Annotated in this window: 18 protein-coding genes and 1 riboswitch; of the genes, 6 read left to right on the forward strand and 12 right to left on the reverse strand. The window is 68.2% G+C overall.

Annotated elements, in window-relative coordinates:
- Window positions 1–2: 2 nt before the first annotated feature.
- Complete coding sequence (locus tag G467_RS0108880; protein ID WP_022969385.1) at window positions 3–1,580, reverse strand: amidohydrolase family protein; 1,578 nt, start codon at window positions 1,578–1,580, stop codon at window positions 3–5.
- Between G467_RS0108880 and G467_RS0108885 the strand changes: the two genes are divergently transcribed.
- Entirely contained in the window at window positions 1,579–2,208 is a 630-nt protein-coding gene (locus G467_RS0108885; protein ID WP_162140749.1) for a DUF4124 domain-containing protein, read from the forward strand. The two genes, G467_RS0108880 and G467_RS0108885, sit on opposite strands and share 2 nt — an antisense overlap.
- 8 nt (window positions 2,209–2,216) lie before the next feature.
- Here G467_RS0108885 and G467_RS0108890 read toward each other — a convergent pair whose 3' ends face one another.
- Entirely contained in the window at window positions 2,217–2,993 is a 777-nt protein-coding gene (locus tag G467_RS0108890) for an SDR family oxidoreductase (RefSeq protein ID WP_022969387.1), read from the reverse strand.
- A gap of 85 nt (window positions 2,994–3,078) precedes the next feature.
- On the opposite strand from G467_RS0108890, the gene G467_RS0108895 reads away from it, so the two are divergent.
- Entirely contained in the window at window positions 3,079–3,303 is a 225-nt protein-coding gene (locus tag G467_RS0108895) for a hypothetical protein (protein ID WP_022969388.1), read from the forward strand.
- 104 nt (window positions 3,304–3,407) lie between these two features.
- Here G467_RS0108895 and sppA read toward each other — a convergent pair whose 3' ends face one another.
- Both sppA and G467_RS0108905 read right to left on the reverse strand, forming a co-directional pair.
- Window positions 3,408–5,294, reverse strand: a complete 1,887-nt coding sequence (gene sppA / locus G467_RS0108900) for a signal peptide peptidase SppA (RefSeq protein WP_022969389.1) — start codon at window positions 5,292–5,294, stop codon at window positions 3,408–3,410.
- A gap of 108 nt (window positions 5,295–5,402) precedes the next feature.
- Window positions 5,403–6,752, reverse strand: a complete 1,350-nt coding sequence (locus G467_RS0108905; protein WP_033397629.1) for an MATE family efflux transporter — start codon at window positions 6,750–6,752, stop codon at window positions 5,403–5,405.
- 72 nt (window positions 6,753–6,824) lie between these two features.
- Between G467_RS0108905 and G467_RS0108910 the strand changes: the two genes are divergently transcribed.
- Both G467_RS0108910 and G467_RS18170 read left to right on the forward strand, forming a co-directional pair.
- Window positions 6,825–8,009: a DUF3667 domain-containing protein gene (locus G467_RS0108910; RefSeq protein WP_022969390.1), complete on the forward strand. Its 1,185-nt coding sequence runs from the start codon at window positions 6,825–6,827 to the stop codon at window positions 8,007–8,009.
- A complete protein-coding gene (locus G467_RS18170) occupies window positions 8,000–8,317 on the forward strand; it encodes a DUF4286 family protein (protein WP_022969391.1) in 318 nt (105 codons plus the stop codon). The genes G467_RS0108910 and G467_RS18170 overlap by 10 nt, the downstream gene beginning before the upstream one ends.
- A gap of 16 nt (window positions 8,318–8,333) precedes the next feature.
- On the opposite strand, the gene G467_RS17495 is transcribed toward G467_RS18170, so the two are convergent.
- Both G467_RS17495 and G467_RS17500 read right to left on the reverse strand, forming a co-directional pair.
- On the reverse strand, window positions 8,334–9,005 hold the full coding sequence (locus G467_RS17495; protein WP_052041119.1) for a DUF3106 domain-containing protein: 672 nt from the start codon (window positions 9,003–9,005) through the stop codon (window positions 8,334–8,336).
- On the reverse strand, window positions 9,002–9,922 hold the full coding sequence (locus G467_RS17500) for a sigma factor-like helix-turn-helix DNA-binding protein (protein ID WP_022969393.1): 921 nt from the start codon (window positions 9,920–9,922) through the stop codon (window positions 9,002–9,004). Before G467_RS17500 ends, G467_RS17495 begins: the two co-directional genes overlap by 4 nt.
- Window positions 9,923–10,346: 424 nt before the next feature.
- On the opposite strand from G467_RS17500, the gene G467_RS0108930 reads away from it, so the two are divergent.
- Both G467_RS0108930 and G467_RS0108935 read left to right on the forward strand, forming a co-directional pair.
- Window positions 10,347–12,542 (forward strand): primosomal protein N', encoded by a 2,196-nt coding sequence (locus G467_RS0108930; RefSeq protein ID WP_022969394.1) that lies wholly within the window; start codon window positions 10,347–10,349, stop codon window positions 12,540–12,542.
- Between the two features lie 72 nt (window positions 12,543–12,614).
- Window positions 12,615–13,868: an NAD(P)/FAD-dependent oxidoreductase gene (locus G467_RS0108935; RefSeq protein WP_022969395.1), complete on the forward strand. Its 1,254-nt coding sequence runs from the start codon at window positions 12,615–12,617 to the stop codon at window positions 13,866–13,868.
- Here the strand turns inward: G467_RS0108935 and G467_RS16100 are convergent.
- From G467_RS16100 to metX, 6 genes are all read right to left on the reverse strand, one after another.
- A complete protein-coding gene (locus G467_RS16100; protein ID WP_051130442.1) occupies window positions 13,865–15,610 on the reverse strand; it encodes a VanW family protein in 1,746 nt (581 codons plus the stop codon). The two genes, G467_RS0108935 and G467_RS16100, sit on opposite strands and share 4 nt — an antisense overlap.
- A 69-nt stretch (window positions 15,611–15,679) precedes the next feature.
- Window positions 15,680–16,111 (reverse strand): hypothetical protein, encoded by a 432-nt coding sequence (locus G467_RS16105; RefSeq protein WP_051130443.1) that lies wholly within the window; start codon window positions 16,109–16,111, stop codon window positions 15,680–15,682.
- A gap of 140 nt (window positions 16,112–16,251) precedes the next feature.
- Window positions 16,252–17,112 (reverse strand): RNA polymerase sigma factor RpoH, encoded by an 861-nt coding sequence (rpoH, locus tag G467_RS0108950; protein WP_022969396.1) that lies wholly within the window; start codon window positions 17,110–17,112, stop codon window positions 16,252–16,254.
- Window positions 17,113–17,349: 237 nt separating this feature from the next.
- Entirely contained in the window at window positions 17,350–18,429 is a 1,080-nt protein-coding gene (locus G467_RS0108955; RefSeq protein ID WP_022969397.1) for a homoserine dehydrogenase family protein, read from the reverse strand.
- The gene (metB, locus tag G467_RS16110) at window positions 18,426–19,634 is read right to left on the reverse strand and encodes a cystathionine gamma-synthase (RefSeq protein ID WP_022969398.1); all 1,209 of its coding nucleotides are present in this window, start codon (window positions 19,632–19,634) and stop codon (window positions 18,426–18,428) included. The genes G467_RS0108955 and metB overlap by 4 nt, the downstream gene beginning before the upstream one ends.
- The gene (gene metX, locus G467_RS0108965) at window positions 19,631–20,653 is read right to left on the reverse strand and encodes a homoserine O-succinyltransferase MetX (protein ID WP_022969399.1); all 1,023 of its coding nucleotides are present in this window, start codon (window positions 20,651–20,653) and stop codon (window positions 19,631–19,633) included. The genes metB and metX overlap by 4 nt, the downstream gene beginning before the upstream one ends.
- A 98-nt stretch (window positions 20,654–20,751) precedes the next feature.
- Window positions 20,752–20,868, reverse strand: a riboswitch (SAM riboswitch).
- Window positions 20,869–20,953 lie beyond the last annotated feature (85 nt).

Below are 20,953 nucleotides of genomic sequence, written 5' to 3' on the forward strand. Positions count from 1 at the left end.
GCCTAGTCGCCCGGCTGACTGAGTTCGGTCAGACCGCGCCGCGCCTTGTCCGCCGCCACCATTGCGCGCACCTGCGCGCGCAGTTGCGCCGCGTCGTACACGATGCCGCCCTTGATCGTGTAGGCAACGCCACCAACGCGATGCGGCCGGCCGTCGCTGCCCAGGCGGATATGGCCCGTGCCGTACAGCACCTTCAGATTGGCGAGCGGATTTTCCGCAACCACCAACAGATCGGCGAACTTGCCCGCTTCGATGCTGCCGATGCGATCGTCCGCACCCAGCGCCTGCGCGCCGGACAGGGTCGCGCTGCGGATGACTTCAAGCGGATGGAACCCGGCCTCGCGCAGCAGCTCCAGTTCCTGGATCGTGCCGAAACCATAGATTTGATAGATGTAGCCCGAGTCGCTGCCGACGGTGACGCGCCCACCGCGATTCTTGTAGTCGTTCACGAAGGCCATCCAGCGCCGGTAGTTGTCCTTCCACGCGACTTCCTGCTCGGTACCCCAGTCGTAGAAAAAGCTGCCGTGGTTATCGCGGTTGGGCTCGAAGAAATTCCACAGCGAGGGCATCGTGTACGCCGCATGCCAGTCGGCGCGGCGTGCGCGCATCAGGTCGCGGCTGGCGTTGTAGATCGTGAAGGTCGGATCGATGGTGAAATCGAGCGCGAGCAGTTCCTTCATCACCGCTTCGTATTTCTCGCTGCCCGGCGGCGCAGCCTGCGCCCAGAGCCGGCCGGCTTCGCCGAAGCGCTTGGATTCGTCGAGATAGTTGTAGTCGGCCGGGTACTGCTGCACGGTCTGGCCGTCGAACAAGGCTTCGGGCAGGCCGTACCAGTGCTCCATCGTGGTCAGGCCCCAGCGCGCGGTGGTCAGCACGTTGACGCGCGAGACGTCGAGCTGCGCGTGATGGCAGGCGCTGCGCATGCCCTGTTTTTTCAGTTCGTCGAACGCCGCGGCAAGAATGTCCGGGCGAAACCCGAAACACTTCATGCCCAGGGCGCCGCGCGCCTTCATCTCGCGCACCCATTGCCGCGCCTGCTCGGGCGTGGTGATCGGCGTATCGCGGCCCTGGCCAAAAAACACATACGGAAAAATGCGTGGCGCCGTGATCGCATTCGCGGCGCTGCGTTTTTGTTCGCTCACGCACCAGTCGATGCCGTTGCCGCAGCCAGGATCGCGGATCGTGGTGATGCCATGGCCCAGCCAAAGTTTGTAGACGTAGTCGGCGGGCACGCCCTGTTCGTCGCCGCCGATGTGACCATGCAGATCGATCAGGCCCGGCAACAGGAACTGGCCGCTCAGGTCCATCTCGCGCCCGCCGGTCTTCAGGCGCGGCCGCCGGTTCGGATCGATCGGCGCCTGGGCACTGCCGACGACGACGATCTCGACGATGCGGTCGCCCTCGATGACGACGTCGGCCGGCCCGAACGCCGGCGCGCCGGTGCCGTTGACCACCGTGACGCCGCGCAGGATCAGCTGCGGATAGGGACCTTCGCCCTCGGCACGCGGCGGCGCGGGTGTGACGGTCGCCCCGGCCGGCAGGGCCAGCCCGAACAGCAAGATGAACAGAAAACGGATCATGGCTTCCCCTGTCTGGCGAGGCCGCAAGGGCCGTCGCACAATGCCCGGCATGAACGCATGGTGGGTCCCTAGCTTAGCCGCTGCGCTGCTGTTCGTCGGCCCCGCGTGTGCCGGCGACACGGTGGTCGTACACCGCTGCGTCGATGCCAAGGGCCGCGTCAGCTTGCAGGATGACCCCTGTCCAAAAGGCTCGCAGCAGAGCACGCGGGAGATGCAGCGTCCGGTCGACGCACCGGCGCGCGCGCCGGCCGCACCGGCCCCGCCCGCGAGCGCACCGGCACCGGTCGTACTGGAGCGTCCGCGTCCGCTGATCGAGCCGCCGCCGATGTATCTGTGCACCAGCTACGACGGCATCGTGCGCGAGAGCGAGGTCTACGACCCGAACCCGCGTTGCGAACCGCTGGCCCTGTACTACCCCAATGGCTACCTCACACCGCAGCAGGCCGGTGCCTGCCGCTGGGTGCAGGACAGCTGCGTGCGCCTGTCCGACGCGGCGGCCTGCGAACGTTTCCGGCGCAAGCGCACCGAAGCCAGTTCCGCAGCGATGCACGCCTTCAGCGACACCGCCGCCTATCGCAAGTCCGAAGTCGAACGACTGACGCAGATCATCGACGAAAGCTGCCGCTAGCCGCGCGCTCAGAAACCGTAGCGCAGGAAACCGCCATCCACGGCGACGCATTCGCCGGTGACGTAACTCGCCGCCGGCAGGCAGAAGAACGCGACCGCCGCCGCCACTTCCTCCGGCTCGCCCACGCGGCCCATCGGCGTGCGCTCGATGACTTCCTCGTAGTACTCCGGCTGCGCCAACGCATCGGACGTGCGCCGCGTGCGGATGTACCAGGGCGCGACCGCATTCACGCGCACGCCATCGCCGGCCCATTCGCAGGCCAGGTTCTTGGTCAGCTGGTGCAGGGCGGCCTTGGTCATGCCGTATACCGAGCCGGTGCGCACATGCGTCAGTCCGGACACGCTGCCGACGTTGACGATGCTCGACATCGCATGCCGCGTCAGCAGCGGGTACGCGAAGCGCGCCAGCTCGAACGCGGAAAAAAGATTGGTCTCGAACAGCGCGCGCCATTCGTCCTCGGCGTAGTCCATCGTCGCGCGCCGCTGGTTGGTGCCGGCGTTGTTGATCAGGATATTGAGGCCGGTGCCGAGGTCCTCGACCCAGTCGAAGATCTCGCGCCGCTGCTCCTCGTCGCTGACATCGGCGGCGAAGTGGCGCACTTCCCGGCCCGGATGCTCATCGCCCAACTCGTTCGCGGTGGCGCTCAGCTGCGCCTCATCGCGCGCGACCAGCAGCACGTCCGCACCCAGGCCCAGCAATTCCGTCGCGATGGCGCGACCAATGCCGACGCTCGCACCCGTCACCAGGGCGATCTGTCCGTCCAGCCGCCAACGGTTCGTGGCCATGCCTGTCTCCGGTAAGTGGGCGCGCCGAGCCGGCGGCGATCTGCTGGCGTAGGATAGCCCGCAGTCCCGATCCGAGGAATCGATCATGCGTGCCATCGCGATGTTGTCCCTGCCCCTGCTCGTCGTCCTGGCCGCCTGCGATGCCGCGCCGCCGATCGAGCAGCAAAGCCAGGCCGCGCAGGACGCGCAGAAGGCCACCGAATTGCGCGACTACATGGAACGCGACAAAGCCAAGGCCAAGGCGGCCGCCGACCAGGCGATCAAGGATGCCGAGGCGCAGCGCAAGGCGATCGAGGACGCGGGGGGCTGAGGTTTCGGGTTTCGAGGATGCAAAAAAAAACGCCAGGGCAATCCCTGGCGTTTTTGTTTCTTGATTTGCTGATCGCGGTCAGGCCCGCTCCCACGAGCCCGCTCCTACAAACCGCAGAAGCAGTGGGCCACGGCGCGGATCGGGCTCGCGCCATTGCGACGCTCGAGCCAGCTGAGCTCGTTCTGCACGCGCTCGGTCGTCTCGCGGCCGAGCAGGGCCGGCGCCGGGCCGAGCGTGCGCAGCAGACCGGCATAACGCGCGTTGCGGCTCATGTCGAGGAAGATCTGGTCGATCGCCGACACCGGCGGCTCGACGTAACGCACGTCGTAGCTGTCGGGTTCGAGCTTGGCGAGCTTGGCCGCTTCGATCTGCGCTTCGCGAATGCCGCCGAGCACGTCGACCAGACCGCGTTCCTTGGCCTGCGCACCGCTCCACACGCGACCGCGCGCGATCACGTCGATCTTTTCCGGTGCGCTGCCGCGCGCCGCCGCGACCTTGCCGATGAATTGCGCATAGCCATGATCGATGACCGACTGGATCAGGTTGCCGGCGGCCGGATCGAGCGGACGCGTGATGTCGAACGCGCCGGCCAGCGGCGTCGTACCGATGCCGTCGCTGTGCACGCCGATTTTTTCCAGCGCGCGCGGTGCGCTCATCCACAGACCGAAAATGCCGATCGAGCCGGTGATCGTCGACGGATCGGCGTAGATGCGATCGGCGTTCATCGAAATCCAGTAACCGCCGGACGCCGCGACATTGCCCATCGACACCACGACCGGCTTGCCCGCTTCTTTGGTCAGGGCGATTTCGCGGCGGATCTGCTCGGACGGGAACACGCTGCCGCCGGGCGAATTCACCCGCAACACGAGCGCTTTGACCGACTCGTCCTCGCGCGCCTGACGGATCAGCTCGGACGTCGAATCGCCGCCGACCGTGCCCGGCGCCTGCTTGCCGTCGGTGATCTCGCCCTCGGCCACCACGACGGCGACGCGCGGACGCTCGCTGAGCAGGTCCGAAGCGCTGAGCTTGCTCGCGAGGTAGGCGTCGAGGCCGACCTGGCGGAACGTGCCTGCCTCGTCGTCGAACGCGCCGCGTTCGGCGAGCATCGTTTCCATTTCGTGCGGCGTCTTGAGCGCGTCGACGAGTTTTTCATCGAGCGCCAGCTGCGCCAGATCGCCTTCGGCGGTCTGCACGCGCTCGGGCATCGCCGCGATCATCGCGGTGATCTTCTCGACCGGCAGCTTGCGCGCCGTGGCGATGTCGCCCAGATAGCGGCTCCACAGATCGTTCATCCAGAACAGGTCCGCTTCGCGCGATTCCGGCGACGCCGCGTCGAGGATGTAGGGCTCGGCGGCAGACTTGTATTCGCCGACGCGGAACAGGTGCACGTCGACGCCAAGCTTGTCCTGCAGGGCCTCGCGGTAGTACAGGCGATAGCGACCCAGGCCTTCGAGCAGCACGGCGCCGTCAGGATCGAGGTAGACCTCGTTGGCCTGCGCGGCGAGGTAGTACTGCTTCTGTTCCATGCCTGCGCCGTAGGCGACGATCTGCTTGCCGTCGGAACGGAAATCCCGCAGCGCCGCGCCCAGTTCGCGCAAGGCCGCGAACCCGGCGACGTTGAAGCCGTCGGTCAGCAGCACGATGCGATCGATGTTCGGATCTTTCTTCGCGGTCGAGATCGCCTTGAGCAGATCGCGCAGCTGGAACTCGCGGCGGCTGTCGCCGGTGGCCTGCGCAAACGCACGCTGGATCGGCGCACTCGTGTACTGCTCGACGAGGTTGCCTTCGAGATCGAGCACGAGTGCGGTCTTTTCCTGCACGGGCCCGGCACCGGCGGCGCCGGCCGCAGAGAAACCCAGCGACACGACGAAAAAGAAGAACAGCGCCAGGAAGAGCATTCCGACGAAAAAGATCATGTGATTGGTGAAGCGGATGAATTGCCACACCCCGACCAGGAAGCTCCAGACCGGATTGGACCGCGACTCGCTCATGTGAAACCGACTCCTGCGACTACAGGCGACAGGATACCCGCCCCCGTCCTCGCCGGCATGCGCCGAACGTCACCGGGCCTTTGGCCCTGCCCTCGCGTGACGGGATGCTCACATCCGTCGTACCTGGCGCCAGAAACGCAGCGTCAGCAGGGTCGCCGCCGCCGTGAGGCCAACAATCAGGCCCACCCACAGCCCGGGCGCCCGGCCGCCGAGGTGAAGACCGAACCACGCGCCCAGCGGCAGGCCCACGCCCCAGTAAGCCAGCACCGTGAAGATCATCGGCATGCGCGTGTCCTTGAGCCCGCGCAGCGCGCCCGAGGACAGGGCCTGAATACCGTCGGGATACTGGAAGATCGCCGCATACACCATGAGCGTGACCGCGAGCGCGATCACGGCCGGGTCGTCGGTCAGCAGGCGCGCCAGCCAGACGCCGCCGAACACCAGCAGCAAGGCCGACGCGGTCTGCGCCAGCAACACCAGGCCGTAGCCCGCCGCCGCTGCCCAGCGCACGCCGCCCGGATCTTCGGCACCGGCGGCATGGCCCACGCGCACGGTCGTCGCCATCGCGATGCCCAGGGGCACCATGAAAGCCGCACTCGCCCAGTTCAGGGCGACCTGGTGCGCGGCGACATCCAGCGCACCCAGACGACCGATCAGCAAAGCCGTGGCCACGAACAGACCGCCTTCCATGAAGATCGACACGCCCATCGGCAGGCCGAGCGCGAGCAAGCCGCGAATCGGCGGCCAATGCGGCGCGTCGAAACGCGCGAACAGGCGCAGGTCGGCGAAACGCCGCGAAAAACGCAGGTACGCGAGAAATCCCAGCGCCTGCCCCCACAGCACGGTCGCGGTGGCATAGCCGAGTCCGGCCGCGCCGAGTTCGGGCAAGGGCCCGATGCCGAACATCAACGCGTAGCCCAGCGGCGCGAGTGCGAGCAGGCCGCCGAAGCCGAACACCATCGTCGGAATCGTCCAGGCGATGCCTTCGCTAAGGAAACGGAAAGAGAAATACAGTGCGAGCGCCGGTGCGCCCCAGGCCAGCGCGCGCAGGAACAGCGTCGCCTCCGGTCGCACTTCCGCCGCGATGCCGAACGCGGTCAGCAACGCCGGCGACCACCAGATCAGCGCCATCAGGAACACGCCCATCGCCAGCGCCAGCCACACCGCCTGGCGCCAGACCGCGCCGATCTCGCCGCGACGATCGGCGCCGTTCAACTGCGACACCGATGGCGGAATCGCCATCAGCACGCCGATGCAGATCAGGATCGCGACCGACCACAGCGCGCTGCCAACCGCGACGGCCGCCAGGGTGGTCTTGTTGTAGTGCCCGGCGAGCGCGGAATCGACCAGATTCATCGCGATCGCGGAAAATTGTCCCAGCACGAGCGGCAATGCGAGCACGAAACTGACCCGCATTTCGCGCCGCAGCCGCGCGCTGCGGCTTTCGGTATGGCTCATGGAAGATGGCGGCGGTAATTGCAATCGCTATAGTACCGGCTATCTCCCGCCGCTTCCCGGAATCCGCGCGCCATGACCGATGCCGAGACCGCACCCGCCGCCGCACCGGTCCCACCCGCCGTCACCGGGCGCGTTTGCGAGAATTGCGGACACGCGTTGCTCGGCGAGACCTGCTACGCCTGCGGACAGCCGACCAAGGGCCTGATCCGCGAATTCAGCACGATCCTCGGCGACTTCTTCGACACCCTGCTCAACATCGATTCGCGCATCGTGCGCACGATCGGCCCGCTGTTCGCGCGCCCCGGTGCCTTGAGCCTGGAGTATTTCGCCGGCCACCGCGTGCGCTACGTCAGCCCCGTGCGCCTTTTCATGTTCCTGAGCATTCTCGCGTTCGTGCTCGCGCAATGGAGCCTGGACGTCAACGTCGGTAACGACACCGGCGGCGTGCAGGTCGGGCGCGGCAAGGAAACCACGAACAACCAGATGGGTCGCGCCAAGACCATTCCGGAAGTCGAACACCTGCGCGACGAGGCGCTCGCCGAACTGGCGAAAGCGCGCGAGGAAAGCAAGGACGTGCCCGGCGTCGCCGTGGGCCTGGACATCGCCAAGACCAAGGTCAGCGAGGCCGCCGAGCGCCGCATCGCCGAAATCCGCGATGGCAAGCCGCCGTCGCCGGAATGGAATCAGACGCCGGGCAGTTTCCAGTTCAACGACAAACCCTGGGACGCCAAAACCAATCCGATCACCGTGTCCTGGCTGCCCGAGGCCGGCAACCGCAAGCTCAACGAATGGATCGGGCGCGCGTCGGGCAATCTCAAGCGCGGCTCGCAGGATCCGGACCTGATCAAGAACGCCTTCCTCAGCGTCGTGCCGCAGACGCTGTTCGTGCTGCTGCCGCTATTCGCCGTGCTGCTCAAGATCGCGTACGCGTTCAAACGACGCCTGTACATGGAACACCTCATCGTCGCCCTGCACAGTCATGCCTTCCTGTGCCTGTGCCTGGCCCTGCTGAGTGTGCTGTCCCTGCTCGACGACTGGGTCGGTGTGCGCGCGGCCTTCCTGTCGGGCACGATCGGCTGGCTGGAATTCGGCGTCGCGATGTGGATGCCGATCTACCTGCTGATCATGCAAAAACGCGTGTACCGGCAAGGCTGGATCATGACCTTGCTCAAGTATTTCGTGCTCGGCCTGGCCTACTCGATCATGCTCAGCTTCGGCGCGCTCGCGGCACTGCTCATCAGTCTGGTGTGGATGTGATCGCCTACGAGGTCAATCTGTTCGTGCAGCAGGCGATCCTCGACGAGTATCGCCCCTGGCTCGATGCGCATGTGCGCGCGATGTGCGCACTGCCCGGTTTCCTCGGCGCGGAATGGTTCGAGCGCAGCGACCCGGCCGCGGCGGACGACGAGGTCGTGTTCTGCGTGCACTACCGGCTCACCGACGAAGCGGCGCTCGCCGATTATTTCCGCGACCACGCCGCGCACATGCGCGCCGACGGCGTCGCCCGCTTCGGCGATCGCTTCCGCGCCGATCGCCGCGTCCTGCGCAGCCTCGCGCGCTACTGAGCGCGCCGCACGGCGGTCAGGGCTGACGCTGACGGCGCAACCAGTCCGCGCGTTTTTCCGCCGGCATCGCCAGCAGACTGCGGCGCAGGCGATCGCGACCGGCTGCGTCCAGTCCCGGCAGCAAGGCAGCGAGATCGGCCCGCGCTTCGGCATCGAGCGTGCGCAGCAGCGTCAGCAGCACCGGGCGATCGGCCTCGGGTACGGCCACGAGCAGGGAGGCCAGCGGCGCCAGCTGCGCGCCGAGCACCGGACCGAGTGACCAGGCGCGTTGGCTCTCGGGCAATTGCCGGGCATAGGTATCGCGCAACAGTTGCTGCTGTTCCGGCGACAAGGCCGCGAACTCTGCGGCCAGTCCCCGCACCTGCCGGCGCTCGTCCTCGGCCAGCTGCGTCCACGCCACGAACGGCGCCCGCCGGCGCGCGCGTTCCGCCGCAGGCAAGGCATCCCACCGCTGCATGCGCGCACGCACGGCCTCACGATCGGCAGGCGTGCGCGCGAGCCAGTCGCGGGCATTGGCCTGCAAGGTTTGTCGGGTCGTGGCATCCAGGCCCGGCCAATAGCTGCGCGCGTTGGCGAGCACGGTCTGTTCGGGCGCGGGCAGTCGCGCGAAGTCGGCCACGTCCGCGACGGCGACGGCCACGCCGCTGATAAGCACACAGGCCCCTGCAAGCCACCAGGCGCGGCTCATGGTCCGCCCTCGGCGTCGGCGTCTGGCGCACTCGATTCGAGCTCCTGCGCCTCCTCCAGCGTGCTCAGCGGGGCTTCGTCGACGACGCCCGGACTGCCGGCGCCGATCCAGCTGAGCAGGCCCAAGTCGCGGGCGATGGTTTCGTCCTGCGGCCGGGCGATCTGCAGGTAGTCGGGATGCGTCACGACAGTCGCATCATCGAGCGCCGGCGACACCGGGACGACCTCGGTCGGCAGGGCCTCGCTCTGCCCCGGCGCGAGCCGCGGCCCGAGCGGCCACAGATACGTCGCGACAAAGGCCAGGGCGAGCACCACCAAGGCGAACACCGCCAGGCCGGTGCGCCGGCCGCGCACCGGCGCTGTAGGCGGCGCAACCGGTGTCGGGCGCGGCGACGGTTCGTCGCGGGCAGACAGCGCCTGCGCGCGCCACTGCGCGAGCGCCGCGATGCGTTCGTCGGGCAGGTCGCGCACGCGCGCCTGCAGGGTTTCGCGCCACTGCCGCAGATCCGCCGGGCTGGCCTGTTCGAGCACGCGCGACAGCGCATGGCGATACGCCGGCTCACGCACGCCGAGCACCTGCGCGGCATGCGCAAAATCCAGACCCGCGACCAGACGCAGCAACAGGGCCGCGCGCGGTCCGGGCGTGAGCTGCGCGAGCAGGTCGCCGCCCTGCCCGGCTTCGAGCAGTTGCGGCTGCCGCATCAGCAGGGTCCAGAACCGGAACGGCCACTGCGCGAGCGGTTCGCGCGGGGCTTCGTCGGCGAACGCGCGCAAAGTTGCCGCCAACGCCGGCTCGGCGAGCGCCGGGTCGCCGCATTGCGCGAGGGCAAACACCCAGGCGCGCCGTTCGATGCCGCGCAGGAACGCCGGGAGGGCGGGGGAACCGGGGTGAGGGGGTGTCGCGGGGGTGTCGGGCACGTCACATTCTAGTCCCAGGCCACCGTGGAGCCGAAGCTTGACAGGCCAAAATTCCATGCTCCGCCAGCGACGGCGCGGGTTTGCGCGTGGAACGTTGTGCACAGCCGGCGAGCGGGCGCCGTTCACGCCGCCAAACGGTCACAAACCGGATTCTGACATCGGCGTGACATGCGCAAGTGATTGTTTTACAACGAATATGACGGCGTGGTTAAAAAATCACCAACCCGGCGTGAGCCCCCTTTTCACAGGGGGTGCGCACCGATGGGCGGACATCATTCCACAGACTTATCCACAGAGGATGTGGATAAGACCTTTTATTCTGGCAGGGCAGTGACTTGCATCATTTTCCTCATCCCTGAGGCAGCACTGTGATGCAAGTCGCCCGAAAGGGTGTCCCAGCCCGGTCAACGGCTAGACTTGCCCCATGTCCGACTCCTCCGGAATCGCCCTGCGCGTCGCCCTGCCGGTGCCGCTGCCGCGTGAATTCGACTACCTGCCGCCGGCCGACGCCGGCCCGGTCCGACCCGACTGGGTCGGTCGTCGCGTGCGCGTGCCCTTCGGACGCGGCGAGCAGATCGGCATCGTCGTCGGCCTGGGACCGCCGGCGCCCGACGGCCCCGAGCTCAAGTCCGCGCTCGCGCTGCTCGATGACGCACCGCTGCTCGGCGAGGAGCTGTTCGCGTCCTTGCAGTGGCTCGCGCGCTACACGCAGTCGCCGCTCGGCGAAGTGCTCGCCCTGGCCCTGCCCGGCGTTCTGCGCGCTGGCCAGCAAGCGCCGGAGACCCGTGCCTACGGCTGGCAACTGACGCCCGCTGGCGCCGCCGCGGTCGCCGGCTTGCGCGCCGGCAGCCGGCCGCGCCGTCTCGCCGAACGCCTGCTCCTGGGCGCCCTCAGCGAGGACACTCTCGATATCCATGTCGCCGACTGGCGGGCGGCCCTGCGCGCGCTGGCCAAACGCGCCCTGGTCGAACGCCTCGCCCTGCCCGCGGCCGATGCCGTCGACGAGGATCCGCACGCGCCCACGCTCAATGACGAACAGGCGGCGGCGCTCGCCACGCTGCGCGCCGGCGACGGCTTCCGCACCCTGCTGCTCGAAGGCGTCACCGGCAGCGGCAAGACCGAGGTGTACCTGCAGGCGATCCGCGACTGCCTGCGCGCGGGCAAGCAGGCGCTGGTGCTCGTGCCCGAGATCGGCCTGACACCGCAAACCCTGCAACGTTTCCGCGCGCGCCTGGGCGTGCCCGTGCATGCCATGCATTCGGGACTGGCCGACGGCGAACGCGCGCGCAGCTGGATTGCGATGGCGCGTGGCGAAGCGCGCGTGCTGGTCGGCACGCGGTCGGCGATCTTCACGCCCCTGCCCGAGGCCGGCCTGATCGTCATCGACGAAGAACACGACGGCAGTTACAAGCAGCAGGACGGCATCCGCTACCACGCGCGCGATTTCGCCCTGGTGCGTGCGCGCGCGCTCGGCATTCCGGTCCTGCTCGGCAGCGCGACGCCGGCGCTGGAATCGCTGCACAACGTGCTCGCCGGCCGCTACACGCATCTGCGTCTGGGCAAACGCGCGGGTGATGCGAAGCCACCGCGTGTGCGCGTGCTCGACGTGCGCAAGCGTCTGCTCACGCACGGCCTGTCGCAGGACGTGTTCGCGGCGATCGCGGCCTGCCTGGCGCGCGGCGAGCAGGCGCTGGTGTTCAAGAACCGGCGCGGCTACGCGCCGGCGCTGCTGTGCCACGACTGCGGCTGGAGCGCGACCTGCAAACGCTGCGACACGCCGATGACTGTGCACGCGGGCGGCCGCACCCTGATCTGCCATCACTGCGGCGCGCGCGCGGCGAAGCCGCCCAGCTGTCCCGACTGCGCCTCGCTGTCGCTGCAACCGCAAGGCTTCGGCACCGAACGTCTGGAGGAAGCACTGGCCACGCGTTTTCCCGATGCGCCGCTGATCCGCGTCGATCGCGAAACCACGCGCCATCGCGACGCGATCGAAAAACACCTGGCCACGCTCGGCGACCGCCCCGGCATCCTGGTCGGCACGCAGATGCTAGCCAAAGGCCACGACCTGCCGCGCTTGACGCTGGTCGCCGTCGTCGGCGTCGACGAAGGTCTGTACTCGGCCGATTTCCGCGCCGGCGAAAAACTGGCGCAGTTGCTGATCCAGGTCGCCGGCCGGGCCGGTCGCGCGAACCTGCCCGGCGAAGTACTGCTGCAGACGCATCATCCCGAGCATCCGCTGCTGCTGACCTTGCTCGGCGGCGGCTATCCCGCCGTCGCCGCGCTCGAACTCGCGCAGCGCGAAGCGGCCGGCTTCCCGCCCTACGAACATCTGGCGCTGCTGCGCGCGGAAGCACCGACCGAAGAAGCCGTCCAGACCTTCCTGCGCGAAGCGAAAGAACGCGCCCGCCCGGCGATGCCCGATGCGATCGCGCTCAATGGCCCGATGCCCGCGCCGATGGCGCGCCGCGCCGGCCGCGCGCGCGGCCAATTGCTGCTTGCCTGCGCGCAGCGGCCGATGCTGCAGGCGGCCCTGCGCCCCTGGGTCGCCGGCCTGTACGAACTCAAGTCCGCGCGCAAGGTGCGCTGGTCGCTGGATGTGGATCCGATCGATCTGTATTGAGGCCGCGCGCGATGCAGCGCGTCGCGTCGGGAAGATGGGCGGGTCCCCGCAACCATGCGATTATTGCCGCCCATGGATTCCCGCAAGCATGTGCTGATACTCGGCGGCGGTTTCGGTGGCCTGTGGGCCACACGGGCCTTGGCTTCTGCGCCGGTGCGCATCACCCTGCTCGACCGCACGAACCACCATCTGTTCCAGCCCCTGCTCTACCAGGTCGCCACCGCCGGCCTGTCGGCGCCCGACATCGCCGCGCCTTTGCGGCACATCCTGCGTGCACAGAAAAACGTCACGGTGCTGCTCGGCGAAGCGCAGGCAATCGACCCCGCCAACCGGCGCGTGACGCTCGACGGCGGCACCCTCGACTACGACTACCTGCTGATCGCCACCGGCGCGGCGCATGCGTATTTCGGCCACGACGACTGGGCCGAACACGCACCGGGTCTGAAAACGCTCGACGATGCCTTCGGTATCCGCCAACGCATACTCGCCGCGTTCGAAGCCGCCGAGCGCGAGGACGATCCGGTGCGGCGCGCGGCCTGGCTGAGTTTCGTGGTCATCGGCGGCGGCCCGACCGGCGTCGAACTCGCGGGCACGCTGGCGGAAATCGCGCGTCACACTCTGCCGCGGGAATTTCGTCGTTGTGATCCCGGCACCGCGCAGGTGCATCTGGTCGAAGCCGGTCCGCGCGTGCTGTCGGCGATGCCGGAGAACCTGTCGGAGAATGCGCGTCGCGAACTCGCGCGTCTCGGCGTCACCGTCCACGTGGGCCAGGCCGTGACCGGCATCGATGCCGCCGGCATCGCCCTGGGCAATGCGCGCATCGCCAGCCGCACCGTGTTGTGGGCCGCCGGCGTCGCCGCGTCGCCGCTCGGCGCGCAACTAGGCGCGGAGCTCGATCGCGCCGGACGCGTGAAGGTGAACCCCGATCTGTCCGTGCCCGGGCATCCGGAAATTTTCGTCGCCGGCGATCTCGCCAGCCTCGCGCAGGCCGATGGCAAACCCGTGCCTGGCGTGGCGCCGGCAGCCAAACAAATGGGCGCGCATGTCGCGCGGGTGATTCGCGCCCGCCTGGGTGGCAACGCGGCAACGAACTTCGTGTATCGCGACTACGGCAATCTCGCGACGATCGGGCGCAAGGCCGCGGTCGTGCATTTCGGCCGGCTGAAATTTTTCGGACTGCTGGCCTGGTGGTTCTGGCTCACCGCCCACCTGTTTTTCCTGATCGGCTTCCGCAACCGCCTCGTTGTGCTGGTCGACTGGGCCTGGTCGTACTGGACCTATCAGCGCAACGCGCGAATCATCGGCGGGCAGGCGCGCCGCCGTTAGGCGGGCTCAAGCGACACCGCCGACACCCGCTGCCATTGCCGCAGGCTGGCGCGCAATGCCTCGACATCGCCTTCTTCCACGCACTGCCACTGCGCCGTCCGCGGCAACCCGCAAGCGGCCGTCGCGATGACCGGCAGACCGCGCGCCATCGCAGCGAGCAAGCCACGCGGCTGATGCTCCACCCACGCCGGCAGGACGACGACCTGCGCACGCGTGAGGCCGTCGGCGAACGTCGCGACGCGTTCGATGGCAAAACCCTGCCAGAAATCCGGTGCCTCGCTCGCTCCCGGCGGCAACAGCAGCACGACGGGCAATCCACGCACCGCTTCGCGCAATTCCAAAGCGCCTTTGCGTGCCAGCGCCGACGCCGGGAAAAAGATTCTGAGACGCTCATCGGGCGCGCCCACGGCGGCGCGTTCCGGCTGGGGCGTGGTAATCGCTGGTGCCGCGGCCCAGGGCAAGGGCTCCGCGCGAGCGGCCGCAAGACCGCAGATGCCGGTATGCGGACTGATCCACCGTCGCGCCTGCGCCAGAGCCTCCCGCTCTGCCGTCACCAGCCACGTGGGTGCACGAAAATCACTCAGGGTCGGACTGTTGGGGTGGCGCGCGGCGGCGCGATCGAGCTGTTGCTGGATCGCTGTCATCGGCAACGCACTCATGAGCACATCAAAACGTCGGCCGGCGAGGACGCCTGACTGCCACAGGTAGGGCAGAAGGCCCTGCGATACGACCAGATGCAGGTCCTCCGGATCGAGCTGCGACGCGAGCATCTGCGCGATCTGGCCCTGTCGCTGGGTCCGCGCTTTCGGAATCGGCTGCCTGCGCCACAAGGCGATTCGCCAACCCAGCCAGGCCCAGGCGCGCGCCAGGCGCGTCGCCAAGGTCGGCTGGACCTGCACGCTGCCCAGCACGCGATCATCTTCGCCGCGTTGATCTTGCAAGTAAGCGCGAAACTCCGGCCAGTCCTCATCGATGAGCCAGGTGCGATGCGCACGCAAGTTGCCGGCGCCGATATGGCGATGACAGGAATGTTCATCGCAACTGGAGCAGTCGTTGCTCGCATCCGCGGCACGACGCCCGACTTGCAGGGGCAGCGCGCCGGACGGCAGGTTGTCGCGGGCCCGGATACGCACGCGCACTGTGGTCTCGTCCATCGCCACATCCAGGCGCCAGGCAAAACCGGCGCGCAGGCGCAGGTCGAGATAATTCCAGAACACGGTCGCGTCGCGATCGAGTTCGGCCAGCGAACCGGGAAGCACACGGGAATGGCGGTGCCGTTCGACGACCTCCAGCCCGGCACGCACCGCGCTGTCGTAGATCGCATTCGACAACTGGCAAAGACCGCCGCCGATCGCCGGCACGATGCAGCCCTCGCGCAATTCGCGCCCGAGGACGAAGCCGCGACGCGCGCTGGCGCGTCCGAGCTGGCGCCAAAAGCTGAAGACCGCGCCCGCCGGCACTTCCAGTCCGTGCAGGGATGCGATCGCTAGGCGCAGGTTCTGGATCTTTCCTGCGACCAGACGCGGGTCTGTTTCGTCTCCGGGCCATAGAGCGCCCTCGAACTCGGCCAGCACCGGCGCATCGCGAAGGGCTTGTCCGGTGCGATGCCGTGTCGGCCGCCCCTGCCAGTGCTCACGACCCGCGCGGGCCAGGCGCAGCCCCCAGGCCTTGGTCTCGAAGACGAGACTCGACCACCGCGAGGGCACGAGCGCGCGCGCGGGTGCTTCGCTTAGATCGCGCATGCGCGACTCCCCATCATGCGGGCGTGTTTCCGCATCGGCCCGCGACGCGTTGGGACGCACGCGATGTCGTCACTTGTCGATATCGGACTTCGGCGGATCGTTCGGACCGAAGCGGATCACGCGGCCGCTGGCGAGGGTGAGTTCGCCTTCGCCCAAGGTTTCGGTGTCGGCATCGGTGCTGATGAAACGTGCGCGCACGCGGCCCTTGCCGCGATCGCCGCTCAGGCGGAACACGAACGTGTCGCTGTCGTCGTACTCGCTGCTGGCGACCAGATCCACGTCCATCGACTGGATATGTCCGATGTGTTCGGCGACATCGGGCTGTTGCTGCAAGGCGGTCTGGGCCTGTTCGGTGAACAGCGACCAGCCCATCATCAGCAGGCCGATCACGGTGAGCGCGATCAGCAGGGCGCCGACCGCGAGCAGGCCGAGGATCCAGCCCAGGGCCGAGCCCTGCTGGCGACGGGGAAACGCAACGAACCGGGCACGGACAGGCAGCATGGGCGGGAGGCTCGGACGACGCGACGGCGCCGCTTGCCCGCGAACATACCGGAAATCGCCGCGCGCCAGAATGGCCGCGGCGACAAAAGAAAACGGCCCCGTTTCCGGAGCCGTTTCGGTGCCGCGCGACGCCGACGGGTTCAGGCCGCGAACAGCGTCCGCATTTTCTTCAGCGCGTTCGCCTCGAGCTGGCGGATGCGTTCGGCAGAGACGCCGTATTCGTCGGCCAGTTCCTGCAAGGTCGCCTTCGGCTCGCCGAGGAAACGGCGCTTGAGGATGTCGCGCGACCGCTGGTCGAGATCGGCGAGGCCGTCGCGCAGCAGTTCGAGCTGGTTCTCTTCGCTGTCGTTGCGCTCGTAGGCCAGCGCCGGATCGTCATTGCGATCGACGAGGTAGGCGATCGGTGCGGGCGGCGCGTGGTCGTCGTCCTGATCGGCCGGCGCATCGAAACCGATGTCGCGACCCGAGAGGCGCGATTCCATTTCCAGCACTTCGCGCTTGGACACCTTCAGGTCGGCCGCGACCGCGCTGACTTCGGCATCGTTCATCCAGCCCAGGCGCTTCTTGGATTTGCGCAGGTTGAAGAACAGCTTGCGCTGCGCCTTGGTCGTGGCGACCTTGACGATGCGCCAGTTGCGCAGGATGAACTCGTGCATCTCGGCTTTCACCCAGTGCACCGCGAAGCTCACCAGACGCACGCCCTGGTCGGGATCGAAACGCTTCACCGCCTTCATCAGGCCGATGTTGCCTTCCTGGATCAAATCGCCCATGCCCAGGCCATAGCCCTGGTAGCCGCGCGCGACATGCACGACGAAGCGCAGGTGCGACATCACCAGATGCTTGGCGGCATCGAGGTTTTCTTCTTCGCGGAAGCTGCGCGCCAGCGACTGCTCTTCCTCGACGGTCAACACCGGCACGCGGTTGACCGCGCTGATGTAGGCATCGAGCGAGCCGAGCGCGCTCGGGATCGGCAGGTTGTGGGTGGTCAACGCAGTATTCATCGCTGTTCTGTCCATGGGTTGAAGTTTAACACTCGGACTGTTTGAGTGCTAAAGCCCTGGCAAGTTCCCGCTGTGTTGCGTTCATGGAACGATGCCAGGGTAAAACCATTGTTCCGGACAGCATGCGCCCGGCCCCTGCGAGATTCAGTGACGGCGGCCGCGAATCATTTCAAGGGCGGGGTGCCGAAGGTCATGGTGGGAGGCTTTTCGGGCTGAATGCCGGCCCAGCGGCCCGGCCTAGCCGGTCCGCCCGGCCAGGCGCAGGGCGTCGTCGAGCAGGGCCGCGGCCGTGACCTCGGCGCCCGCGCCCGGGCCCTGCACGACCAGGGGCTGCTCGCGGTAACGGTCGCTCCAGATCGCCAGGCGGTTGTCGCAGCCCGAGCCGGTGGCGAGCGGATCGTCCGGCGCGAGCTCCTCCAGGCCGATGCGGGCGCCGCCCGGTTCGTCGAGGCGGGCGACCAGGCGTAGCTTGCGGCCAACCCGGTGCGCGGCCTGGAAGCGCGCACGCAGCGGCTCGTCGAGCGCCGCGAGCGCGAGATCGACCGCGTCGGGCGCCGCCTCGGCCAAGGCCGGCGGCAGCAGGGACTCGACGCGGATCGCCTCGGCTTCGAGTTCGAAGCCGGCGTTGCGCGCCAGGATCAGCAATTTGCGCTTCACATCCTGGCCCGACAGATCCACGCGCGGATCCGGCTCGGTGTACCCGCGCTGACGCGCCTCGCGCACGAGGGCGGAAAACGGGCGCATGCCGTCGTAGTGATTGAACAGCCAGGCCAGCGACCCCGACAGCACGCCGGCCAGGCCGTGGATGCGATCGCCGCCGGCGCGCAGCTCGCGCAGGCTGCGCAGCAACGGCAGACCGGCGCCGACGGTCGCGGCATCGCCGTAGCGCAGGGCATGCGCCTGGATCGCCTGGTATTGGCTCAACACGCCGCCGGTGCCGGCCTTGTTCGCGGTGACGACGCAAAAACCTGCTGCGAGCCAGGCCGCGTGCCGATGCGCGACCTCGTCGCTCGCGGTCGCATCGATGATGATGCCGGCGCGGCACAAGGCCGGTGCCACGCCATCGAGATGCTGCGACTCGCCGTCGCCGAGCTGACCGCGCGCGATGCGTGGGTCCAGACCGCCGGCGTCGTGGATGCGGCGCCGCGAATTGGCGACCTGCACCAGCCGCAGACCGGAGGCCTTGCCCGTCGCCTGCAGGCGCGCGAGGCGCGCCAGAAACGCCGTGCCGACCGTGCCCGTGCCCAGCAGCGCCAGCGTCGTACCCTGCGAGCGCGCGGCCGAGGCGGCCGCATCGGCCAGACGTAAGGCACTCATGCGAGCGTGCCTTCGACGTGCGCATTGCTCGGATTCGTGCGCGTCGTGGCGGCCGCCGCGCGCGCCAGGGCGGCGTCGAGATCGGTGAGCAGATCCGCCGTCGCCTCGATGCCGACCGACAGACGCAACAGGCCGTCGCCGATGCCGGCGGCGGCGCGCGCGTCGGCGCTCATCGCGGCATGCGTCATCGTCGCCGGATGCGCGACCAGACTTTCGACGCCGCCGAGCGACTCGGCCAGCGTAAAGCACTGCAAGCCCGCCAGGAACGCGCGTACTGCCGGCAAGCCGCCGGCGAGTTCGACGCTGAGCATCGCGCCGAAGCCCTTCTGCTGGCGCGCCGCGAGCGCATGCCCGGGATGCGAAAGCAGGCCCGGATAGTGCACGGCCGACACCGCCGGATGCGCATCGAGCTGATCGGCGAGCGCGGCGGCGTTTTCCTGATGCACGCGCAGGCGAGCATCGAGCGTGCGCAGACCGCGCAGGGTGAGGAAGCTGTCGAAGGGGCTGCCGGTCAGACCCAGTGCGTTCGCCCACCAGACCAGTTGCTGATGCAGCGCCGCGCTGTTGGCGATGACCGCACCGCCGACGACGTCGCTGTGGCCGTTGATGTATTTCGTCGTCGAATGCACGACCAGGTCCGCACCCAGTGCCATCGGCGTCTGCAGCGCCGGCGACAGGAAAGTATTGTCGGCGACGACGAGCGCGCCGATGCGGTGTGCGGCCTCGGCGACAAACCGCAGGTCGGTGATGCGCAGCAGCGGATTGGACGGCGTTTCGATCCAGACGATGCGCGGGTTTTCCGCCAGGGCTGTCGCCAGCGCGCGCGGATCGGTCAGATCGACGGTCAGCAGGCGGAAGTGGTTCTTCTTCGCCAGCGCATTGAACAGGCGCCAGCTGCCGCCGTAACAATCGTGCGGCACGACGAGCGTGTCGCCCGGCTCGAGCAGGGCCAGCACCAGCGTCACCGCCGCCATGCCGGTCGCGGTGATGACCGCGCCCGCACCGCCTTCGAGATCGCTGAGCGCGTCGGCCAGCAGATCGCGCGTGGGATTGCCGCTGCGCGTGTAGTCGTATTGCCGCTTCTGATCGAAGCCGGCGAAGCTGAAATTGCTCGACAGCACGATCGGCGGCACCACCGCGCCGTACGCGGTGTCGGTATCGATGCCTGCGCGCACCGCGACGGTCGCCGGGGAGAGACTGCTCATGCCGCACCTCCACAAAGTGCGCCAGTGAGGATCGCGGCGATGCGCGCAGGTTCGGTCAGGAAGGCATCGTGGCCGAAGGGCGAGCTGACACGCTCGAGCCGACATCGCGCGCCGAGTTTTCCGGCCAGCGCTTCCAGGGTGTGCAGGGGCACCAGACGGTCTTCGTCGATCGCGACGACGACGCTGGGCACGGTGATGGTGGCCGCGTCGACGGCATGCAGGTCGATCGATTCGGACAGGCGCAGGAACGCCGTCGGCGCGGTGCGCGCGACGTACTTCTGGCCGCAGGACTCCAGATAGTCGGCCGACGCGCAACGCGCGACGCCGTCGATCAGCGCGACCGGCGCATCGAAGCGCTCGGCGAATTCCTCCGGCGTGCGATAGCTGAGCATCGCCAGCTGCCGCGCGAGCGACAGGGCCTCGCGACTGGCACTTTCGTTGCGGCCGAGCGCGACGATGTTCCGCTGCAACGCGCGCCAGGCGCTCGAATAAGGATGCGGCCGGTCGGCGCCGCTGATCGCGATCAGCCGGCCCAGGCGCGCGCCGTGACGCGCGGCGAACTGCAGGCCGACCATCGCACCGTACGAGCAGCCGATAAAGGCGTCGGCGCGGTCGATGCCGAGATGATCGAGCACGGCGGCGAACGCGTCGGCCTGATCGGCGCTGTCGATGGCGACATCGAGGCTGCCGTCGCTGCCGAGCCAGTCGATCGCGACGACGCGGAAACGTTCGGTGTCGAGCGCCTTGCCGGCGCCGACCTGGGCGTCCCACCAGCCGGCTTCGGGATAGGCCGGGCTCGCTGCGACATGCCGGTGCGCGGAAATGCCACCGGCGACCAGCAATACCGGCCCGTCCACTGGCCCCTGCCATTCGCAGGCGATGCGCACCGTGCGCGCGCCGCTATGACGCAGGGGCAGACGCAGCGAAAACGTTTCGCGACCGGTCGCGGCGCGGGCGGCGACGCAGGGCGCGTAGCAGCTGGCCGGTTCGGCGAGGGCGTGGGTATCGGTAAGGCTCATGGCGAACTCCGCAGGTCAGGGTCGACACCCACCAGCACTTCTGCGGAGTTCCGGGAAAGCCGTATCGCGCACGGCGGGACCGAGGTCCCGTCGCTGGCGATCCATCTTCCGGCGGACCGAAGTCCCCGTAGGAGTTGGCACCTTTCCAGCGATTTGCATCGCTGTTGGTTGCCCCGGCGTCATCGGGCCTATCCCTATGCCGGTCTTGATGGATTACGGGGCCGACTCTAGCGGGCCCGTTGGCGCGTGTCAACACTTTCATCGCGATGAAAGGATATTCATTCCGGCAAGGCATGAGCG

It is taken from the genome of Arenimonas oryziterrae DSM 21050 = YC6267 (assembly GCF_000420545.1).
In the GTDB taxonomy this organism is placed as follows: Bacteria; Pseudomonadota; Gammaproteobacteria; order Xanthomonadales; family Xanthomonadaceae; genus Arenimonas; species Arenimonas oryziterrae.

Bases quoted from the DNA above. Each gene is read 5' to 3' on its own strand.
- G467_RS0108885 (WP_162140749.1), top strand. From the start codon at position 1,579: ATGGCTTCCCCTGTCTGGCGAGGCCGCAAGGGCCGTCGCACAATGCCC.
- G467_RS0108880 (WP_022969385.1), bottom strand. From the start codon at position 1,580: ATGATCCGTTTTCTGTTCATCTTGCTGTTCGGGCTGGCCCTGCCGGCC.
- G467_RS0108890 (WP_022969387.1), bottom strand. From the start codon at position 2,993: ATGGCCACGAACCGTTGGCGGCTGGACGGACAGATCGCCCTGGTGACG.
- G467_RS0108895 (WP_022969388.1), top strand. From the start codon at position 3,079: ATGCGTGCCATCGCGATGTTGTCCCTGCCCCTGCTCGTCGTCCTGGCC.
- sppA (WP_022969389.1), bottom strand. From the start codon at position 5,294: ATGAGCGAGTCGCGGTCCAATCCGGTCTGGAGCTTCCTGGTCGGGGTG.
- G467_RS0108905 (WP_033397629.1), bottom strand. From the start codon at position 6,752: ATGAGCCATACCGAAAGCCGCAGCGCGCGGCTGCGGCGCGAAATGCGG.
- G467_RS0108910 (WP_022969390.1), top strand. From the start codon at position 6,825: ATGACCGATGCCGAGACCGCACCCGCCGCCGCACCGGTCCCACCCGCC.
- G467_RS17495 (WP_052041119.1), bottom strand. From the start codon at position 9,005: ATGAGCCGCGCCTGGTGGCTTGCAGGGGCCTGTGTGCTTATCAGCGGC.
- G467_RS0108930 (WP_022969394.1), top strand. From the start codon at position 10,347: ATGTCCGACTCCTCCGGAATCGCCCTGCGCGTCGCCCTGCCGGTGCCG.
- G467_RS0108935 (WP_022969395.1), top strand. From the start codon at position 12,615: ATGGATTCCCGCAAGCATGTGCTGATACTCGGCGGCGGTTTCGGTGGC.
- G467_RS16100 (WP_051130442.1), bottom strand. From the start codon at position 15,610: ATGCGCGATCTAAGCGAAGCACCCGCGCGCGCGCTCGTGCCCTCGCGG.
- G467_RS16105 (WP_051130443.1), bottom strand. From the start codon at position 16,111: ATGCTGCCTGTCCGTGCCCGGTTCGTTGCGTTTCCCCGTCGCCAGCAG.
- rpoH (WP_022969396.1), bottom strand. From the start codon at position 17,112: ATGAATACTGCGTTGACCACCCACAACCTGCCGATCCCGAGCGCGCTC.
- G467_RS0108955 (WP_022969397.1), bottom strand. From the start codon at position 18,429: ATGAGTGCCTTACGTCTGGCCGATGCGGCCGCCTCGGCCGCGCGCTCG.
- metB (WP_022969398.1), bottom strand. From the start codon at position 19,634: ATGAGCAGTCTCTCCCCGGCGACCGTCGCGGTGCGCGCAGGCATCGAT.
- metX (WP_022969399.1), bottom strand. From the start codon at position 20,653: ATGAGCCTTACCGATACCCACGCCCTCGCCGAACCGGCCAGCTGCTAC.